General features: G+C 67.6%; 18 protein-coding genes. 5 read left to right on the top strand and 13 right to left on the bottom strand.

Annotated elements, in window-relative coordinates:
• Positions 1-17 precede the first annotated feature (17 nt).
• Positions 18-677, top strand: coding sequence for a putative DNA-mimic protein (locus tag NS1_RS21245; RefSeq protein ID WP_063816219.1), 660 nt, complete (start codon positions 18-20; stop codon positions 675-677).
• Positions 678-685: 8 nt separating this feature from the next.
• On the opposite strand, the gene NS1_RS21240 is transcribed toward NS1_RS21245, so the two are convergent.
• From NS1_RS21240 to NS1_RS21200, 9 genes are all read right to left on the bottom strand, one after another.
• The gene (locus NS1_RS21240) at positions 686-1,720 is read right to left on the bottom strand and encodes a DUF1214 domain-containing protein (RefSeq protein ID WP_062987053.1); all 1,035 of its coding nucleotides are present in this window, start codon (positions 1,718-1,720) and stop codon (positions 686-688) included.
• Positions 1,696-2,109: a DUF1254 domain-containing protein gene (locus NS1_RS39205; protein WP_062987051.1), complete on the bottom strand. Its 414-nt coding sequence runs from the start codon at positions 2,107-2,109 to the stop codon at positions 1,696-1,698. The genes NS1_RS21240 and NS1_RS39205 overlap by 25 nt, the downstream gene beginning before the upstream one ends.
• Positions 2,110-2,190: 81 nt before the next feature.
• Positions 2,191-3,405: a TetR/AcrR family transcriptional regulator gene (locus tag NS1_RS21230; RefSeq protein ID WP_062987049.1), complete on the bottom strand. Its 1,215-nt coding sequence runs from the start codon at positions 3,403-3,405 to the stop codon at positions 2,191-2,193.
• A gap of 12 nt (positions 3,406-3,417) precedes the next feature.
• Positions 3,418-5,361 carry an acetoacetate--CoA ligase gene (locus tag NS1_RS21225; RefSeq protein WP_062987047.1) on the bottom strand — a complete coding sequence of 648 codons (1,944 nt, stop codon included), beginning with the start codon at positions 5,359-5,361 and terminating at the stop codon, positions 3,418-3,420.
• 56 nt (positions 5,362-5,417) lie between these two features.
• Positions 5,418-6,233 carry an HpcH/HpaI aldolase/citrate lyase family protein gene (locus NS1_RS21220; RefSeq protein WP_062987044.1) on the bottom strand — a complete coding sequence of 272 codons (816 nt, stop codon included), beginning with the start codon at positions 6,231-6,233 and terminating at the stop codon, positions 5,418-5,420.
• Positions 6,234-6,273: 40 nt separating this feature from the next.
• On the bottom strand, positions 6,274-6,738 hold the full coding sequence (locus tag NS1_RS21215) for a MaoC family dehydratase (protein ID WP_056814141.1): 465 nt from the start codon (positions 6,736-6,738) through the stop codon (positions 6,274-6,276).
• Between the two features lie 92 nt (positions 6,739-6,830).
• Positions 6,831-7,991 (bottom strand): acyl-CoA dehydrogenase family protein, encoded by a 1,161-nt coding sequence (locus tag NS1_RS21210; RefSeq protein ID WP_062987042.1) that lies wholly within the window; start codon positions 7,989-7,991, stop codon positions 6,831-6,833.
• A complete protein-coding gene (locus NS1_RS21205) occupies positions 7,988-10,081 on the bottom strand; it encodes an acetyl-CoA carboxylase biotin carboxylase subunit (protein ID WP_062987091.1) in 2,094 nt (697 codons plus the stop codon). Before NS1_RS21205 ends, NS1_RS21210 begins: the two co-directional genes overlap by 4 nt.
• 5 nt (positions 10,082-10,086) lie before the next feature.
• Complete coding sequence (locus NS1_RS21200) at positions 10,087-11,694, bottom strand: carboxyl transferase domain-containing protein (RefSeq protein WP_255284628.1); 1,608 nt, start codon at positions 11,692-11,694, stop codon at positions 10,087-10,089.
• Between the two features lie 88 nt (positions 11,695-11,782).
• On the opposite strand from NS1_RS21200, the gene NS1_RS21195 reads away from it, so the two are divergent.
• Positions 11,783-12,385, top strand: a complete 603-nt coding sequence (locus NS1_RS21195) for an SACE_7040 family transcriptional regulator (protein WP_062987040.1) — start codon at positions 11,783-11,785, stop codon at positions 12,383-12,385.
• Here the strand turns inward: NS1_RS21195 and NS1_RS21190 are convergent.
• From NS1_RS21190 to NS1_RS21175, 4 genes are all read right to left on the bottom strand, one after another.
• Positions 12,345-13,655 (bottom strand): chloride channel protein, encoded by a 1,311-nt coding sequence (locus NS1_RS21190; RefSeq protein ID WP_056814132.1) that lies wholly within the window; start codon positions 13,653-13,655, stop codon positions 12,345-12,347. The two genes, NS1_RS21195 and NS1_RS21190, sit on opposite strands and share 41 nt — an antisense overlap.
• A 47-nt stretch (positions 13,656-13,702) precedes the next feature.
• Positions 13,703-14,134 carry an NYN domain-containing protein gene (locus NS1_RS21185; RefSeq protein ID WP_062987038.1) on the bottom strand — a complete coding sequence of 144 codons (432 nt, stop codon included), beginning with the start codon at positions 14,132-14,134 and terminating at the stop codon, positions 13,703-13,705.
• Positions 14,135-14,168: 34 nt separating this feature from the next.
• Entirely contained in the window at positions 14,169-14,879 is a 711-nt protein-coding gene (locus NS1_RS21180; protein ID WP_062987087.1) for an ABC transporter ATP-binding protein, read from the bottom strand.
• Between the two features lie 85 nt (positions 14,880-14,964).
• Entirely contained in the window at positions 14,965-16,005 is a 1,041-nt protein-coding gene (locus tag NS1_RS21175) for an ABC transporter permease (protein ID WP_062987036.1), read from the bottom strand.
• A 130-nt stretch (positions 16,006-16,135) separates the two neighbouring features.
• Here NS1_RS21175 and NS1_RS21170 point away from each other — a divergent pair, with 130 nt between their 5' ends.
• Genes NS1_RS21170 through NS1_RS21160 form a run of 3 tightly spaced genes read left to right on the top strand, consistent with a single transcriptional unit; the run spans position 16,136 to position 18,416 of the window.
• Entirely contained in the window at positions 16,136-17,317 is a 1,182-nt protein-coding gene (locus NS1_RS21170; protein ID WP_062987085.1) for an ATP-binding protein, read from the top strand.
• The gene (locus NS1_RS21165) at positions 17,314-17,931 is read left to right on the top strand and encodes a LuxR C-terminal-related transcriptional regulator (RefSeq protein ID WP_062987034.1); all 618 of its coding nucleotides are present in this window, start codon (positions 17,314-17,316) and stop codon (positions 17,929-17,931) included. The genes NS1_RS21170 and NS1_RS21165 overlap by 4 nt, the downstream gene beginning before the upstream one ends.
• A gap of 59 nt (positions 17,932-17,990) precedes the next feature.
• Positions 17,991-18,416, top strand: coding sequence for a PPOX class F420-dependent oxidoreductase (locus tag NS1_RS21160; protein WP_062987032.1), 426 nt, complete (start codon positions 17,991-17,993; stop codon positions 18,414-18,416).
• Positions 18,417-18,556 lie beyond the last annotated feature (140 nt).

Raw genomic sequence — 18,556 nt, 5'->3', positions numbered from 1 at the left:
CGAGCTAGCTTCTCCCCATGGGACTTACCGTAGGAACCGGGGGACTGGCCTATGCCGTGGAAGACGGCAGTGACCCGGAAAATCTCGACAGGCTGACAGATCAATTGCGTGCGCTCAACGAATTGCTGGTGCAAGAGGGGCTACCCCCTCACGAGGAGCCGAGGGTCGCGGGCTCAGCAGTGGACCGCGCTCGGATATTGGGCGTGCCCTACTCTTTCGTGCACTCGCTGCGACGTGCGTATGCCCTGGCGCGCGAGTACCCCGAGCAACCGCTGACTCCCGTTGCCGAGGGTGAGCGGGCTTCGGATGATCCAGTCATCGACCTGGTCGGATCCACCTTCGACTCCCACCTCGTCTGCCACTCGGATTGCGAGGGTCTCTACGTTCCCGTCGAATTCGATGAGGTTCTCTTCGTCGGCGACGGGGTCGACATCGCCGGTGGCATGGTCGGGTCGAGCGTGGCGCTGATGCGCGAACTTGCCTATGTCGCACCGTATTTGGGTATCAGTCTGGTCGATGGTGAACTTTCCGATGCCGAGCTCGCCCGGATCCGGGCAGTGCTGGACAGCAACAACGACGCGGAGCACCCGTTCTACCGGGAGTTGACCACCTGGCTGTTGTTCTTCGAGGCCGCCAGGGTTTCGATCGAGAACGGCACCGTCATCGAATTCGGGTGAATCCGGACCTAATCGTCGACGCGGGTCATCGGTGGTGGCTGCCACTTCCCGTCGAGCGCGGCCTCCTTGGGTGCGTAGAGGCGCAGAGTCAGGGAGAAAGCGCCGGTCGAGGGAATGGGGAGCCAGTTACCCGTGGGGACGGCGGGGCGTGGGTCCTGTTGTTGGACAGCTATTTCCACGGAGCCGTCGGGGGCGCGGACCACGGCGGGAAAGTTGCCGACCGAATAGATCTTGTCGGGGTTGGGGACCAGGAACCCTTGGGTGTCGTAGGCGGTGATCGTGGCGAAGGCATCGACAGGGGGTGGCCATTGGCCTGGTTCGAAGCGGATTCGGTAGCGCAGGGCTTCGCCTCGGTCGTCGGTGGCGGGCGCGTCCAGGTTCGCGTAGAGGACGTCGCGGATGGGGGCGAGGCCGGGCGAGAGCCTGGTGTTGGCCGCGCGACGTAGATAGTCGGTGCCGTAGGTGCCGCCCAGGTCGATGGGAATTTCCCAGCCGTTGACCCGGCGGGCGGTGGGGTCTTGCCAGTCGGCGATGCTGCGCTGGGCCTGGCGGACCGCTTCGTCGAGGACGTCGGCCGGAAGGTTGTCGACTACTCCGCCGGGCTGGATGTCGACCGTGGCCAGCTCGGTCATCAGCGGTGCGTCGTCGGCGGCGGGGGGATCGGCGATCATCAGCCGACAGACGCGGTTGAGATAGGTGCGGCCGTCCAGTGCCGCGATCCGTTTCGTCGGGGGTTCCGGCCCACGGTCGATCGGGTGGACGCGGCTGACCGTGCTGTCGAGTTCAACCCGGTTCCAGGCGCTCAGCGGGATCAGTTTCATCCGCTGCTGCCACTGGTTGACCTTCGGCGCGTCCTCGGTGCCGTTGATCTGGATCCGCCCGACGATCGTGCACAGCTCCGACGGCATCCGCAGCCGTGTCATCCCCGCAGGCAGCTCGCCCGTCCACTGCGGGCCGGTGAGGAGATAGGTGGAGGGCGGACCGTCGGCGTTCACGGCGGTCCGCGGATTCTTGCTGGTCAGGTCGTGCACGGTATTGCCCACCCGTCGAGCAACTGGAACAGCCAGAACCGGTCGGGCTCCGCCCTGGGAATCTGCAACACCATCGGCTCATCGGTCAGGTCCAGCCACGCCTGCGTGTAGACCATGTCGTTGCTGAGTCTGGCCACGCCGCGGTCGTAGGGATCGGGCAGCACGCTGTGATCGAGGCTGTTGTTCGGACCACTGGCCGCCCGCATCACGTCCATCATGATCAACGGATAACCGAAGATGTAGGCGTCGATCGCCAGGGCGAGCACATCCGGGCGACCGGTGGTGCGGACCGGCCAGGACGTCTGTTCGTCGCCACATGCGGGCAACACCGCTCCCACCGCGACCGCGGCACCGAGCCCCAGCAACGATCGCCTGGTCAGCGCGCTCGCGCGGGGATCCATGCACGCTCCGTTCGACGGCCTGATCGCCGAGCGTAGGCCGAATCGAGAACGGTCTGCCTCATACGCGACGGGTGAATTGCCTCAACCGAGCAGCACCCGCCGCATCAGGAACCCCACCCTGGCCCGGCCCGCGATCGGGTCGTCGCCGAACCGCTGACCGAGGTCGATGACCATGGCGAACGCGGCGTGCACCAGGAATCTCGCCTCGGCCGCGGAAAGCTCCGGCCGCATCTCGCGCACCAGCCGCGCCCACTCCTGCACGCTCAACCGCTGGATATTGCGCAGGACGGCACGCTCCTCGGCGGGCACGTGCCCGAATTCGGCGTAATAGACGACGGCGAGCGCTCGCTCGTTGAACGTGTCGGCCACGAACTGATCGACCAGCACGCCCAGCGCCGCGCCACTGTCGGAGGTGCTCGCGACCGCGGGCCCGATCGCCCCGGACACCCGGTCCGCCGCCCGCCGGAACGCGGCGGCGAGGATATCGCTCTTGCCGCGATAGAACCGGTACACCGCCGACGCCGCCGACAATCCCGCCGCCGAGGCGATGTCCTCCACGCTGACATTGGGATAGCCGCGTTTGTGGAAGAGGTCCACCGCTTTACGAAGCAGCAGTTCGTGTTTGAACGAATCCGGAATCTCGGCGCGGGCGCCCTGCTCCGAAACGGTTGCCGCGGGCGGCAATTCCCTGTCCGTCAGTGCCATGCAGGCCGAACCGAGCAACCTGTTGAGCGTGCGAACGGGCAGTGCCGCGTGGTGATCGGCGACGCTGGTGATCACACCGAGAATCGCCGTGGAGATCATGCGCTGCTCAGCCGGGGTCAATTCGGGACGCAAGTCCGCCAACTGTTCGTCGAGCGCGACCAGCACCGACTCCTGCTGCTCGTCGAGCACCACTCGATCGGTCGGTTCGAGGTAGCGGCCCTCCCACCGCACCAGCCGCACCGTCGCGCGATTCTCCACGGTCGCGCCGATCAGCCCGGTCAGCATGTGCCGCAACCGTTGCGCCGCGGGCAGCGTGTCCTCGGCCGACACCACGATCGACGCGGTGAACGCCTGCCCGACCCGAAGTAACTCCTCCCGGAACAACGCGTACTTGCTGGGGTAGTGCCGGTACAGCGCGGCCGAGCTGATTCCCAGCCCGGACGCGATGTCCTCCATGCTCACCCCGTGATACCCCGCGGCCCCGAACGCCACCGCCGACGACGCCGCGATCTGCGCCCGACGATTCTTCGGCCTACGCCGCACTTCGGTCCCAGCTACCCCACGCGCCCCACGAGACTCGCTGACATTCATGCGAGAAGTGTATTAGGGCTTGTCGGGCGGGGTTATGCGGGCATACCAGTCGAGCAGCGCGGGGTCGTCGACGGCGCTGCGTTCGACAACGCGGGCGGGGTCGGCGCCCTGGAAGAGCTTCTTGATGGGGACTTCCAGTTTCTTGCCGGTTCGGGTGTGCGGGATGCCGGGGGCTTCGCGGATCTCGTCGGGGACGTGGCGGGGGGAGACCTCGGTGCGGATCGCCGTGGCGAGGCGGGTTTTCAGGTCTTCGGTGAGTTCCGCGCCGGGGGCGAGCAGCACGAACAGTGGCATCCAGTAGCCGCCGTCGGGTTGTTCGGCGCCGATCACCAGGGCCTCGGCGATCTCGGGGAACTGTTCGACGACCTGGTAGATGTCGGCGCTGCCCATCCTGATGCCGTGGCGGTTGAGGGTGGAATCGGAGCGGCCGTGCACGACGATGCTGCCGTGTTCGGTCAGGGTGATCCAGTCGCCGTGGCGCCATACGCCGGGGAAGGTGTCGAAATAGGCCGCGTGGTAACGCTTTCCGTCGTCGTCACGCCAGAAGCTGACCGGCATGGACGGCATGGGCGCGGTGACCACCAGCTCGCCGACCTCGCCGCGCACGGGCAGGCCCTGCTCGTCGAAAGCGTCGAGGGCGACGCCGAGATACGGCGCCGACAGCTCGCCCGGCCAGACCGGCACGGTCGGCACGCCGCCGACGAACGCCGACACCACGTCGGTACCGCCGCTGATCGAGTTCACCTGAACATGCTCGCCCGCATTCTCGTTCAACCACAGCGCGCTCGACACCGGCAGCGACGAACCGGTGATGCCGACCGAGCGCAGGGCCGACAGGTCGTGATCGGTGCGCGGCACGGACCCCGCCTTGATGCACCCGAGCACGTACCCGGGACTCGTGCCGAAAACGGTGGCGCCCACCTGGGCCGCTATGCGCCACAGCGCATCCGGTCCGCCCGCGGTCGGGCTGCCGTCGTAGGTAACGATGGTGGAACCGGTCAGCAGCCCGGCCACCTGGAAGTTCCACATCATCCAGCTCGGGCTGGTGTACCAGAAGAACGTGTCCTCGGGGCCCATGTTCGATTGCAGCGCTACGGCTTTCAGGTGCTCGAGCAGTACGCCGCCGTGTCCGTGGACGATGCCTTTGGGCAATCCGGTGGTGCCGGAGGAGAACACGATCCACAACGGATGATCGAAATCGACAGGGACAGTCTCGATCACACCGAGCCCGGCGTCGGCGACCGCGTCCGTCCAGGACAGCGTGTCGGAGACCTCGAGTTCGAGCTGAGAGACGACGACGGTGGCGCGCAAGCTGGGCAGCCCATCGCGCAAGGCCGCGATGTCGGCCCGCTTGTCGTGCTCCTTGCCACCGAAACGGTAGCCGTCGGCGGTGACCAGCACCGTCGGTTCGAGTTGGCCGAGCCGGTCGAGCGCGGCCTTGGCGGAGTAGTCCTGACCGCAGGCACTCCACACCGCGCCGATGCTCGCGGTGGCGAGGAACGCGACGATCGCTTCCGGAATATTGGGCAGGTAGCCGATCACCCGATCGCCCGCTTCGACACCCTGCTCACGCAATGTGCGCGCGAACACCGTGACCTGCTCGATTAATTCCGACCAGGAAACCTCCCTCGGCTCGGCGTCCTCGTGCAGGGCGATCACCGCCGGGCGGCCGAACTGGGCCATCCGGATGATCTGGTCGACGTAGTTCAGCCGGGTGCCGGGAAACCACTGCGCGCCCGGCATCTCCCGCGAGCCGAGGACCTCACCGGCGGTCTCGCCGAGTTCGAAATAGTCCCACACCGCCTGCCAGAAACCGGCGATGTCGTCCACCGACCATCGCCACAGTGCCTGGTAGTCGGGGTATTCCTCGCCGGTTCGCGCGGTGACGAAGGCGGCGAAGTCGGTGATTCGGGCCGACGCGACGTCGTGTGCGTTCGGTACCCACTGCGGTTGCACCGGATGTCCTCCTCGGACTGGACTACTTCGGGTATCGGGGAGTGGTTACCCGATGTTCAGCCGGGCACGCCCGCGCGCCGGACTATCTGTTCGGCGTGCCGCAGCACCGGAGCGTCGACCATACGACCCTCGAACGCGAAGACGCCACGGTGGTCGGGCACCTCCGCCAGCACCCGGCGCGCCCAGTCGAGCTCGGCGGGGTCGGGCGCGTAGCCCGCGCGGATCACGGCGACCTGACTCGGATGGATGGCGACCTTGACGTCGAAACCGACGGCGACGGCATCGCTCGTCTCCGCGGCGAGACCGTCGAGATCCTTGATGTCCAAGTACACCGAGTCCAGCGCGAAGCGGCCGAATGCCTTGGCCGCCAGCAGGGTCGACGAGCGCACGTGGCGGGCGACCTCCCGGTAGCCACCTTCGGCGTGCCTGCTCGAGTTGCCGCCGAGTCCGGCGACCAGATCCTCGGCGCCCCACATCACGCCGATGGCATTGTCGGCCTGCACCGACTCGGTGATTCGCACCGCACCGAGCGGCGATTCGACCAGCACGATCACCTCGTAGCCAGCGAGGCTTCGAACCTGTTCGGCCGATTCGCATTTGGGCAGCATCACCCGACGGTAGGCGGTCTGGGCGAGGATCGCCAGATCGGCCGCGTAGTCGTCGGTGTCCGCCGCGTTGACGCGGATCACGGTGTGCTGCGGGTCGAGTGGGGTGTCGATCAGCGCCTGCCTGGCCGCGGCCTTGTCACCCGCCGCGACACCGTCCTCGAGATCGAGGATCACCACATCGGCCACCGCGGCGGCCTTCGCGAAGCGTTCGGGGCGATCGGCGGGACAGAACAGCCACGCGGGACCACTCGGCTGCCAGCTCATACTGCGTCCTCTCGACGGGTGCCAGGCGTGGGGCGGTTGCTCATGCTGTCGGCGCCTTGCGGACCAACGTCTTGCGTACCGCCGTTGCCACGATCACGCCGTGCTGGTTGCGTGCGGTGTGCGCCAGGCTGACGATGCCCTCGCCGGGACGGCTCTTGGATTCCCGCTTGTCGGTGACCATCGTCTCGGCGTACATGGTGTCGCCGTGGAACAGCGGCGCGGGCGTGGTCATCTCGGAGAAGCCGAGGTTGCCGACCAGCGTGCCCTGGGTGAGCTGGGCGACGGAGAGCCCGACCAGGGTCGAGAGGGTGAACATCGAGTTCACCAAGCGCTGGTTGAACGGCGGCTGCGCGTCGGCGAAGGCCGCGTCCAGGTGCAGTGCCTGGGTGTTCATGGTGAGCGTGGTGAACAGGACATTGTCGGCCTCGGTGATGGTGCGGCCGGGTCGGTGCTCGTAGATCGTGCCGATCTCGAACTCCTCGAACCACAGGCCACGCTGGACCACCCGGCGTTCCTCGGTGCTCGACGGCGCCTGCTCTCGAGGCCCTGCGTGGTCACGCTCCGCTGCCGCCTTCGGGCCGCCGTGATCAGGCGCGCTCACAGACCCAGCTCCCTTGCGATCAGCATCAGCTGAACCTCCGTGGTGCCCTCGCCGATTTCCAGGATCTTGCTGTCACGGTAGTGCCTCGACACCGGGTACTCGTTCATGAACCCGTTGCCGCCGAAGATCTGGGTGGCGTCGCGGGCGTTGTCCATCGCCGCCTCGCTGGCGACCATCTTCGCGATCGACGCCGCCTTCTTGAACGGTTTGCCGGCCAGCATCAACGCGGCGGCGTCGTAGTAGGCGGTGCGCGCGACATGGGCCCGCGCCTCCATCCGGGCGATCTTGAACGCGATGGCCTGATTGCGGCCGATCGCCTGCCCGAATGCCTGACGTTCGCCCGCGTAGCGCACGCTCTCGTCCACACAGCCCTGCGCGGCGCCGACGGCGAGCGCGGCGATGGCGATGCGGCCCTCGTCGAGGATGCGCAGGAAGTTGGCGTAGCCGCGACCACGCTCGCCGAGCAGATTCTCCTGCGGCACCCGCACATCGGTGAAGCTCAGCGGGTGGGTATCGGAAGCGTTCCAGCCGACCTTGTTGTAGGCGGGCTCGGCCACGAAACCCGGCGTGGAGGTCGGCACCAGGATGGTGGAGATCTCCTTCTTGCCGCCGGACTGCCCGGTGACCGCGGTGACGGTGACCAGTCGGGTGATGTCGGTGCCGGAGTTGGTGATGAACTGCTTGCTGCCGTTGATCACCCAGCTCTCGCCGTCCTGCACGGCGGTGGTCCTTGTACCGCCCGCGTCGCTGCCCGCGTCGGGTTCGGTGAGTCCGAAGCCCGCCAGCGCCTGCCCGCTGGTGAGCTGTGGCAGCCATTCGGTGCGCTGCTTGTCGTTGCCGAAGCGGTAGATCGGCATGGCGCCCAGCGACACGCCCGCCTCCAGGGTGATCGCCACGCTCTGGTCGATCTTGCCGAGTTCCTCGAGCGCCAGGCACAGGGCGAAGTAGTCGCCGCCCATGCCGCCGAACTCCTCGGGAAACGGCAGGCCGAACAGTCCCATCTCGGCCATGCCCGCCACGACCTCGTACGGAAAGCTGTGTTCGGCATCGTGTTTCGCCGACACCGGCGCAACGACCTGGTTGGCGAAGTCGCGCACGGTCAGCGCGAGTTGGCGATATTCCTCGGGCAACGAACCGGAGGACAGGTAGTCGGTCATGCGAGGGATCCTTCGCGCTCGGTTTCGGTGGTTTCTGCTACGGCGCTATCGGCCGCGGCGGTTTCTGCGGGATGGGCGACGACGCGCACCAGTACCTGGTCGAGCTTCACCTGGGCGCCAGGCGCGGCGAGCACCTCCACCGTGCCTGCCACCGGCGCGGTGAGCGCGTGCTCCATCTTCATGGCCTCGATGACGATCACCGGATCACCGACAGCGACGGTCGCGCCGTTCTCGACCGGCGTCGCGATCACCGAACCCGGCATGGGACTGCGGATCTCGGCGTCACCGACATGGGCGGCATCGCCGCGCACGCTCGCCTCGGCGACCTCGCGCAGAACGGCGAGGGCGCCGTCGTGGCTCACCCACAGCTGACCGTCGGCCTCGGCGATGCGGTAGGTACGGCGCAGTCCGTCGAGAGTCGCCGCGAGACCCTCGGCAGTGACAGTGGCGGTGAGCGTGTGCGGCGCGAGTTCGGTCGATGTCGACACCTCGGCCCCCGGCTCGTCGAGCCACACAGTCGCCGAAGCCGGTGTGCCCGCGATGAAAACGTGGCGCACCTGCTCGCCCGCGGACAGTCTGATCGAGGTCGGGGCCGGTGTGCCGAGCCGCCATCCCGAGGGGACCGCCCAGGGATCGCCACCGGTGGCGGGCCAACGTCGCAACCAGTGATGGGCCGCGGCAGCGATGAATTCGGCATCGGTGACCTCAGCGGTCACGAAGTCGGCGACCCGCCGGTCCAGCAGTGCCGTGTCGAGACGGCCCGCCTGTACGTCGTCGTCGGCGAGCAGGAACCGCAGGAACTCTATATTGCTCGTCACGCCGAGCAGCACAGTCTGTTCCAGTGCCCGATCGAGCGCGGCGAGTGCTTCGGCGCGCGTGTTGCCCCGCGCGATCACCTTCGACAGCATCGGGTCGTAATCGCTACCGACCACGGTGCCTACCGACAGGCCCGAATCCACCCGCACGCCAGCGCCTTCGGGCTCCGACAGCGCGAGCACGGTGCCGCCGGTCGGCAGGAACCCGCGGCCCGGGTCCTCCGCGTAGACGCGCGCTTCGACCGCGTGCCCGACGAGGTGGATCTCGTCCTGGGTGCGCGCCAGCTTCTGGCCCGCGGCCACCCGCACCTGGCACTCCACCAGATCGACGCCGGTGACCAGCTCGGTCACCGGATGTTCCACCTGCAGGCGAGTATTCATCTCCATGAAGAAGAACTCGTCCGGCTGGTCGGCCGAGACGATGAACTCCACGGTGCCCGCGCCCACGTAGTCCACGCTGCGGGCGGTATCGCAGGCGGCGGTGCCGATCCGCGCTCTGGTCTGCGCGTCCAGCAGTGGTGACGGCGCTTCCTCGATCACCTTCTGGTGCCTGCGCTGCAAGCTGCATTCGCGCTCGCCCAGGTGCACCACATTGCCGAATTTGTCGGCCAGGACCTGTACCTCGATGTGACGGGGCCGGTTGACGAACCGTTCGAGGAACAGAGTGTCGTCGCCGAAGGCCGCACCGGCTTCGCGCCGGGCGCTCACCAGCGCGGCAGGCAGATCGGCGGGGTCGGCGACTCGGCGCATGCCCTTGCCGCCGCCACCGGCGGAGGGCTTCACGAGTACCGGATAGCCGATTTCTGTCGCGGCGGCGATCAGTTGGTCATCGGTCAGGCCGGGCTCGGCGATGCCGGGCACCACGGGAACCCCGAACGCCGTCACCGTCTTCTTCGCGGTGATCTTGTCGCCCATCACCTCGATCGCTTTGGCCGGCGGGCCGAGGAACACGATGCCCGCGTCGGACAGCGCCGCCGCGAAGGCCGAATTCTCCGACAGGAAGCCATAGCCCGGATGCACAGCCTGCGCACCGGACCGAACGGCGGCGTCGACGACCTTCTCGATCGACAGGTAGCTCTCGCGTGCCGGCGCGGGCCCGAGCCGCACCGCGACATCGGCCTCACGCACATGGCGCGCGTCGGCGTCGGCGTCGCTGTAGACCGCGACCGAGCGAATGCCCATGGCGCGCAGCGTCTTGATCACTCGCACCGCGATCTCGCCACGATTGGCGACCAGGACGGTGTCGAATTCGACGGGGTGGTTCTTGTTCAGCATGTCGCTCACATCCGGAAGACGCCGTAGGAAACGGGTTCGAGCGGCGCTTGCGCGCACACCGAAAGGGCAAGGCCGAGCGCGGTTCTGGTGTCGGAAGGCGCGATCACGCCGTCGTCCCAGATGCGTGCGGTCGCGTAGTAGGGGTTGCCCTGGGTCTCGTACTGCTCGCGGATCGGAGCTTTGAACGCCTCCTGATCCTCGGTCGACCACGGCTTGCCCGCGCTGTCGAGCTGATCGCCGCGGACCGTCGCCAGCACCGACGCGGCCTGTTCGCCACCCATCACCGAGATGCGCGCGTTGGGCCACATCCACAGGAAGCGAGGTGAATACGCGCGCCCGCACATCGAGTAGTTGCCCGCGCCGTAGGAGCCACCGATCACGACCGTGAGCTTGGGCACCCGCGCGCACGCGACGGCGGTGACCATCTTCGCGCCGTGCTTGGCGATGCCACCCGCCTCGTAATCGCGCCCGACCATGAAGCCGGTGATGTTCTGCAGGAACAGCAGCGGGATCTTGCGCTTGTCGCACAGTTCGATGAAATGCGCGCCCTTCATGGCGGATTCGCTGAACAGCACGCCGTTGTTGGCGACGATGCCGACGGGATGGCCGTGGATGCGGGCGAAGCCGGTGACCAGGGTCTTGCCGTATTCGGCCTTGAACTCCTGGAAGCCGCTCTCGCCGTCGACGATGCGGTCGATGACCTCGCGCACGTCATAGGGTGTGCGCGGGTCGACGGGGACCACGTCGTAGAGCTCGTCCTCCGGCTTGGCGGGCGGGGTACTCGGCAGTACCTCCCACGGCGCCTCGGGGCGCGGGCCGAGCGTGGCGACGATATTGCGGACGATGCGCAGCGCGTCGCGGTCGTCCTCGGCCAGGTGGTCGGTGACGCCGGAGGTGCGCGAATGCAGCAGGCCGCCGCCGAGGTCCTCGGCGGTGACGATCTCGCCGGTCGCCGCCTTCACCAGCGGCGGGCCGCCGAGGAAGATGGTGCCCTGGTCACGCACGATGACGGCCTCGTCGGCCATCGCGGGCACATACGCGCCACCGGCGGTGCACGAACCCATCACCGCCGCGATCTGGGCGATGCCCTCGGCGCTCATGTTCGCCTGGTTGTAGAAGATGCGGCCGAAGTGCTCGCGGTCGGGGAACACCTCGTCCTGATGTGGCAGGAAGGCGCCGCCGGAGTCCACGAGGTACACGCAAGGCAGGTTGTTCTGTGCGGCCACCTCCTGCGCGCGCAGGTGCTTCTTCACCGAGATCGGGTAGTAGGTACCGCCCTTGACCGTGGCGTCGTTGGCCAGGATCAGGCACTCGCGGCCCGCGATGCGGCCGATGCCCGCGATCACGCCCGCGCCGGGGCACTCGTCGCCGTACATGCCGTCGGCCGCCAGCGGGGACAGTTCGAGGAAGGGGCTGCCGGGGTCGAGCAACTGGTCGACGCGCTCGCGGGGGAGCAGCTTGCCCCTGGCCACGTGGCGTTCGCGGGACTTCTGCGGACCACCGAGCGCGGCTGTGGCCAGCCGCTGCCGCAGATCCGCGACCAGGGTGCCGTGCGTATCCCGGTTGCTCGTCGCGGCCACGGTGCCGTCTTCGGTCTCGTGCGTAACCGTCATCGCGCCCATTCTCTCATTCGGTTAATCGCTAATAACTGAAATTCAGGTTAATCTTCACTAACCAAGTTGTCCAGAGGGGGCGGCCACAATGTCGACTAGCGAGCCTGTCCAGGTGACCCGGCGCGAGCAGCTCAAAGCTCAGCGTCGCGAACAGCTGCTCGCCGCGGGCGCCCGTCTCATCGCCGACCGCGGCTTCTTCGGCGTGCGTCTGGACGACCTCGGCGCGGCGGTCGGCATCAGCGGCCCCGCCGTCTACCGTCACTTCGCGAACAAAGAGGCGCTGCTGGTCGAACTCCTGGTCGGCATCAGTGAGCGCCTGCTCTCGGGCGGTCGCGCCGTCGTCGACGAATCGCCGTCGGCCGCCTCGGCGCTGACGGCCCTGGTCGACTTCCACCTCGACTTCGCCTTCGGTAATCCCGAACTCATCCGCATCCAGGACCGCGACCTCGACAATGTGCCCGCCAACGACCGCCGGATCCTGCGCCGCACCCAGCGTCAATACGTCGAGATCTGGGTGGGCGTCCTGCGCGAACTGAACCCCGGTCTCCCCGAGGAAGCCGCCCGTATTCAGGCCCACGCCGCCTTCGGCCTGATCAACTCCACCCCGCACAGCGCGTCGGCGGCGAGCGCTTCGCGGGCCCGTCCGGTGCTCAGGCAGATGGCTTTGGCGGCGTTGTCGGCAGGACATTGATCAGGACAAAGGCCACGGCCACAGCGACGACCACCTGGGGGGTCACCGAGATGCCGTCGGTACCGAGCAGCAGAACACCCAGCAGCGCTGAGGTCAACGGGAGGCGCAGCATCACCGCGCACATCGCCCCGATGCCCATCGCGATCGCCGGGCCCATACTCATGCCCGGCAGTCCGCTCATCGCGATGCCGAGAACGGCGCCGATGAAGATCGACGGGAAGACCGGTCCACCACGAAACGCACTCAACGAAATCGAATAGGCAACCGTTTTGCAGAGACCGAGCAGAAGCAGGACACCCACGGAATAGTCGGCGGCGTGGGCGACGAGTTCGGGTAGGGCGTCCTGCCCGGAGAACAACACCTGGTTGAAGCTGTTCCCGGAAATCAGCTGGTAGGCGGTGGCGGTAAGACCGACGAGCAACCCGAGCATTGCCGTCACGAGGATGCGATGGGTGTGTACGAGCGGTCGAAGTGCCAGCCCGCCCCAGCGGATCGCCCAGCCGAGGAGCGCCGCGATCGCACCGACGACGACAGCCCAGCACATCGTGGCCACAGTGGGGTTCACCGCCGCCGGAACGGATGTCAGCGCGAGGGAGAACGTGCCGAGTCCGGTGAGACTGTCGAGTCCGACGAAGACGACGGCGCCGATACCGGAGGCGAGCAGTCCCGGTACCGCGACGAGACTCAGCGTCGCGCCGCCGATTCCGGCGGCTTCCATGATCAGGAACGCAGCCAGGATCGGGGAGCCGAACAGGGTGCTGATGGCGGTGAAGCTGCCCGCCGACGCCATGATCACCAGCGCCATCGGAGGCGCGTCCTTCTTCAGCAGGTGCACCGTGAGCACTGCGAGTCCGCCGCCGATCGCGATCAGCGGGGCCTCCGGACCGAGAACGGCACCCAGGCTGAGCGTGGCCAGTGCCGCCAGGATGATGCCCGGCAATTCCTTGTCGACCGGCGTGCCTCCGGCGTGGAACCCGAATGCCGGAGAGTGACCGGCGTTGCCTGGCAGATAGCGGATGGTCGCCCCGGTCAACACGCCGCAGAGCACCAACCAGGGCAGCGGCCACCATGATGGCGTGCCACCGGAGAAGACGTCACCCGGGAGGTCGCTGAAGAGGAACTGCTGGATCTTCGTTACCGCGGCCAGGAAGCCATACGCGACCAAAGAGATCGGTATGCCCAGAGCCGCCGCCAGCAGTAGAGCCACGAGGTACCGCTTGGAGCGCATGACCGCAACCGGATCGACGTCCGGGGCATGCGTATCCGCCATCACACCTCCATGACCGAATCCCCACGATGAGGAGCGAAGTCAGCCTGTCAGCCCGACTCGGTCCTGTCCTCACCCGAAGCGGGTGAAGCCTCGATCCGGTTCCAGAGCCAGCCGGGGCCGACGGTTTGGGCGCCATGGGCTTGGACTCTGGTGCGGAGTTCGCGGTCGGCGGTGACGACGGTGATCTGTTCGTGGGAATCGGGCTCGGCGACCACGTCGACGATCTTGTCGTCACCCGAGCGGTCGGCGAGGACCACCTTCAGCCGCGGCGCGGAGGGCTCGGCGCCGTCGGCGGCGGCTTTGGCCGCGCCTTCGAGGACGACGGTGACCGCGGTGGTCTCGGGCAGGCGGGTTGTCAGGTTCGCCAGGTCGGAGAGAAGCCTGCGCGCGGCGCCCGCGCGGTCCTTCCACCAACCGTTGGGGCGCGAGCCGATGACATTGGCCGCATCCACCACGATGAGATGCCTCGGATCGCTCATGGGCCCAGTCTGCCCGGTGGCGGACGGTCAGGCGTCAGGCAGGCGCGGGGACGGCGACGTCGGTGAGGCGGCCGTCTGTCATGCGGTAGACCGCGTCCATGCGGTGCAGGTGGGTCGGGTCATGGGTGACCAGGATGGTGGCGGCGCGGTGTTCGCGGGCGATGGTGGTGATCAGGGCGATGATCGCGGCGCCGCGTTCGGAATCCAGCGCGCTGGTCGGTTCGTCGACCACGAGCAGGGCGGGGTCGTTCATCAGGGCTCGGGCGATGTTGACGCGCTGGCGTTGGCCGCCGGAGAGCTGGGCGGGACGTTTGTGAGCCTGTTCGGCCAGACCTACCGCTTCGAGTAGTTCCTTTGCGCGGGAATTGGTTTCACTACGCGATGCTCGCTTCGGTCCGCCGAGGTGGGCGGTCACTTCCAGCTGCTCGACGGCGGTGAGCGACGGGATGAGATTCGGTTGCTGGAAGACGATGCCCATCGAGGTCCGGCGAGCCGAGGCGGCGGCTCGGCGGCTCAGCGTAGCCAGATCTGTAGTGGCCGAATCGGTTTCGAGCACAACCGTGCCCGAGTCGGGCCGGATCAGGGTCGCGGCGACGGCGAGCAGGCTCGACTTTCCTGATCCGGACGCGCCGGTCACCGCGGCGATGGTGCCGCCGGGGACGTGCATGTTCACGCGGTCGAGGGCGGTGAGACGGTCGGCGCCGTCGGGGTAGGTGAGGGTTACGTCGGTAAGAGTGATTGCCACGGTGGATCCTTCGGTTGGTCGCGTGGTGCACCGGATCGGCGACGCGACTACGGCGTCGGTGCGGGCGACGGTCGTCATGGGTTCGTCAGCGGGTCGCGCCGAGCGCGGTCAGCGGGTCGGTGGTGAACAGGAAGCGCAGGGCGACAGCGGCGCCGACGAGACCGAGGATGATCAAGGCCAGCGCGGGGACCAGGGTCGTCGCGGGGCTGAGCACGAAAGGCATTGCCTCGCCGAGGAACAGCGAGGCGAGGGCGGTGATCGCCAGGCCCGCCGTGACGCCCGCGGTCAGGACGATCGCGGCTTGGGCGAGGGCATCGCGAACCAATGAGCCGGTGGTCGCGCCGAGCGCCTTCAAGGTGGCGATGTCGGGTTGGCGCTGCACGGTCCAGACCGTGAAGAAAGCCCCGATCACCAGCGCCGAGATGGCGAACAGCAGCACCGTCATCAGGGTGAGTGAACTGTTCTCGGCCTGGTAGGAGCCGATCGCCTGGACGGCATCCTCGGCGGGCAGCGAGTGCGTTCCGGCTTCGGCGTCGAGGCCGCCGGGGACATCGCCGGTCACCGCGAGCACGGTCGCGGCACCGGCGCGCGGGCTGGCTGCCTGCCAGTCCTGCATGCTCGTCCAGATCACGGGGGTATGGCTGTACCACTCGTCACCGGCGACGTCGGCGACGGTGAACTCGTGGCCCGCCAGCAGCACAACGTCACCGGTACCCGCCGACAGCTCACGAGCCGCCGCCGAACTCAGCACCACGGCGCCGGGTGCGGTAGCAGGGCGATTGCTGAATGCCGACGGGTCGCCGCCGAACAACGCGACCTGCGTCGGGCTGGCGCCGGCGTGCTCGGCCCTCGTGCGTGAGATGCCGATCGGGGTCGCGTCCGCCGATTGCCACTGTGCGATCTGCTGCTCGGTGAGAACCGACGAGTCGAAGGATGGATCGGCCCCGGTCTCGGCGAAAACCACCTGGTCGGCGTCGATGCCCTGGACCGCGGAGATGTTCTGGTGTGCGAGCCCGGCGGTGAGACCGCTGAGGAAGCTCACCAGCACCGCCACCAACAGCACGACGGTGGTGATGAGCAGGAAGCGGCCACGGGCGGCTCGGAGATCTCGGAGTGCGACGAACATGACTCCACTCTGTCGATCTCGACTGCCGACGCCATCGCACCGGCGCACGAAACGCCGTCCATCCAAGGTCTGGCGGCGTTTACATCTTTCGATGGATGCCCGTGTGGTTGCCGCACATAAGCTGGTCGACGTGCACTCGTCCCCCCTGACCCCGGTGGTCACCACTCTGCGCCTCGGCCTGCATGTGCTGGTGACGGTGCTGGCGGTGGTGGTCGCGGTGCGTGCGTTGCTGCCCGACGGCGGCGGTCACGGAATCGCGGTGGTCGCGCTGACGGTGGTGTGGTTGCTGGTCTATTTCGCGGGGACCGAGTTTCCTCGCTCGCGTTCGCGGACGGTTCCCGATGGGGCGGTGTGGGTGTGGCTGGCGGCGTTGACCGTGTTGTGGCTGGTCTTGCTCGCGCTCACTCCTGATGCGGTCTATCTCGCCTTCGGGCTGTTCTTCGTCTACCTGCACCTGCTGCCACGGCCGTGGAGTCTGGTCGCGGTGGTCTCGGCGACGGCGGTCGGTGTACTCGGGTTCGCGGCGCATCGTGGTTGGTCCGCGGGTGCGGTGGTGGGGCCGGTTCTCGGCGCGTTGGTGGCGATCGGGATCGGGCTCGGCTATCAGGCCCTGCATCGTGAGGCGGTCGAGCGGGAGCGGTTGATCGACGAATTGATCGGCACCAGAGCGATTCTCGCGGAACAGGAACGAACAGCGGGCAAGCTCGCCGAGCGCGAACGCCTGGCCAAGGAAATCCACGACACCGTCGCCCAGGGGTTGAGCAGCATCCAACTACTCCTGCACGCCGCTGAGCAGGCCGCACCGGATCATCCTGCGCTGGATCGTATTCGGCTCGCACGCGAGACCGCCGCCGAAGACCTGGCCGAAACCCGAAGGCTCATCGACGAATTGTCGCCCGCCGCGCTGGACGGACAATCGCTCGCCGAAGCGCTGGAACGTATTTGCCTTCGCGCGCAGTCGCCGACACTGACCACGCAACTGCTCGTCGAGGGTGAACCGGAACGACTGCCGATGCCGGTCGAGGCCGCCCTGGTGCGGATCGCGCAGAGTGCGGTGGCCAATGTGGTCCAGCACGCGCAGGCCGCGCGCATGCGGGTCACCCTCACCTACGGCGACACCGACGCGCACTTGGACATCGTCGACGACGGGATCGGGATCGCACCGGACATGTTGCGCCACCCCCGATCCGGCGCGTTCGGCCTCGCCGCCATGCGCAGTCGCGTCGAGCAACAGGGCGGTGCGATGACCGTCGAATCCGAACCCGGCCATACCGCCGTGACGGTGTCCTTCCCGCTCGGATCCGCCTCATGATCCGCCTTCTCCTCGCCGACGACCACGCCATCGTCCGCGCGGGTCTTCGCGCGCTGCTCGACGCCGCCGCCGACATCACCGTCGTCGGCGATGTCGCGGATGCCGATGCGGCAGTGGCTTTTTGCGCCGCGACCCCCGTCGACCTCGTCCTCATGGACCTGCGTTTCGGCGACGGCCGCTCCGGCGCCTCCGCCACCGCCGACCTGCGCGCCCTTCCCACCCCACCGAACGTCCTCGTCGTCACCAATTACGACACCGACGCCGACATCCTCGGCGCCATCGAAGCAGGCGCCGTCGGCTACCTCCTCAAGGACACCCCACCCACCGAACTCCTCGCCGCAGTCCGCGCCGCCGCCGCGGGCGAAAGCGTTCTCTCCCCAACCGTCGCCTCCCGCCTGATGACCAGAGTCCGCCGAGCCGACACCACCCTCAGCCCCCGCGAAGTCGAAGTCCTGCGCCTGGTCGCCGCGGGCCTGTCCAACCGCGACATCGCCAAACAACTGTTCCTCAGCGAAACCACCGTGAAGTCCCACCTCGTCCACATCTACGCCAAACTGGGCGTCAAGTCCCGAACCTCCGCCGTCGCGACCGCTCGACAAAGCGGTGCGATCTGACCGTCGACATGCACTTTCACCTTCGCCGTCACCTCCGGCGCTGCGTCTACCCTGAGTGCATGGCCTCTCTGTCTGATCCCAAGGTGCTCGAATTTCTTTCCTACGGAACGCGAACGGGCAAGGTGGCGTTCGCGGCGGCGGATGGGCGTCCGTTGGTGACGCCGGTGTGGTTCATCGTCGAAGGTGACGAGCTGGTTTTCAATACGGGCAAGAACTCGGCCAAGGGGCGGGCTTTCGCGCGTGATCCCCGCGTCGCGGTGTGCGTCGATCTCGAGGAACCGCCGTATGGGCTGGTCGAGGTGCAGGGGACGGTCACGCTGTCCGAAGACCTCGACGAGCTGGTGCGCACGGCCACCACCATCGCCGCCCGGTACATGGGGCCGGACAAGGCGGAGGAGTTCGGCAAGCGCAATGGGGTGGCAGGTGAACTCGTGGTCCGGGTTCGGCCGACCAAGATCATCGCGCAGTTCGATATGACCGGTTAGGCCGTCGCTGACCAGCGACTCGACAGCACGAACTGTTTGCCCGGATCGACCATTTTTCGCACGGTCGCGCCTTTCGAATTTTCGCCGAGGGCAGTCATGTTCCATCCGTGCGCGGCGCGTGTGAGCACCGCAAGGAACAC

The organism is Nocardia salmonicida NBRC 13393 (assembly GCF_001613085.1).
In the GTDB taxonomy this organism is placed as follows: Bacteria; Actinomycetota; Actinomycetes; order Mycobacteriales; family Mycobacteriaceae; genus Nocardia; species Nocardia salmonicida.
Note: the sequence above shows the minus strand (reverse complement) of the source record. Positions and strands in the feature narration are given on the sequence as shown.

Coding starts and splice junctions, on each gene's coding strand:
- NS1_RS21245 (WP_063816219.1), top strand. CDS start 18: ATGGGACTTACCGTAGGAACCGGGGGACTGGCCTATGCCGTGGAAGAC.
- NS1_RS39205 (WP_062987051.1), bottom strand. CDS start 2,109: ATGGATCCCCGCGCGAGCGCGCTGACCAGGCGATCGTTGCTGGGGCTC.
- NS1_RS21230 (WP_062987049.1), bottom strand. CDS start 3,405: ATGAATGTCAGCGAGTCTCGTGGGGCGCGTGGGGTAGCTGGGACCGAA.
- NS1_RS21220 (WP_062987044.1), bottom strand. CDS start 6,233: ATGAGCTGGCAGCCGAGTGGTCCCGCGTGGCTGTTCTGTCCCGCCGAT.
- NS1_RS21210 (WP_062987042.1), bottom strand. CDS start 7,991: ATGACCGACTACCTGTCCTCCGGTTCGTTGCCCGAGGAATATCGCCAA.
- NS1_RS21205 (WP_062987091.1), bottom strand. CDS start 10,081: ATGCTGAACAAGAACCACCCCGTCGAATTCGACACCGTCCTGGTCGCC.
- NS1_RS21200 (WP_255284628.1), bottom strand. CDS start 11,694: ATGACGGTTACGCACGAGACCGAAGACGGCACCGTGGCCGCGACGAGC.
- NS1_RS21195 (WP_062987040.1), top strand. CDS start 11,783: ATGTCGACTAGCGAGCCTGTCCAGGTGACCCGGCGCGAGCAGCTCAAA.
- NS1_RS21190 (WP_056814132.1), bottom strand. CDS start 13,655: ATGGCGGATACGCATGCCCCGGACGTCGATCCGGTTGCGGTCATGCGC.
- NS1_RS21185 (WP_062987038.1), bottom strand. CDS start 14,134: ATGAGCGATCCGAGGCATCTCATCGTGGTGGATGCGGCCAATGTCATC.
- NS1_RS21175 (WP_062987036.1), bottom strand. CDS start 16,005: ATGTTCGTCGCACTCCGAGATCTCCGAGCCGCCCGTGGCCGCTTCCTG.
- NS1_RS21165 (WP_062987034.1), top strand. CDS start 17,314: ATGATCCGCCTTCTCCTCGCCGACGACCACGCCATCGTCCGCGCGGGT.
- NS1_RS21160 (WP_062987032.1), top strand. CDS start 17,991: ATGGCCTCTCTGTCTGATCCCAAGGTGCTCGAATTTCTTTCCTACGGA.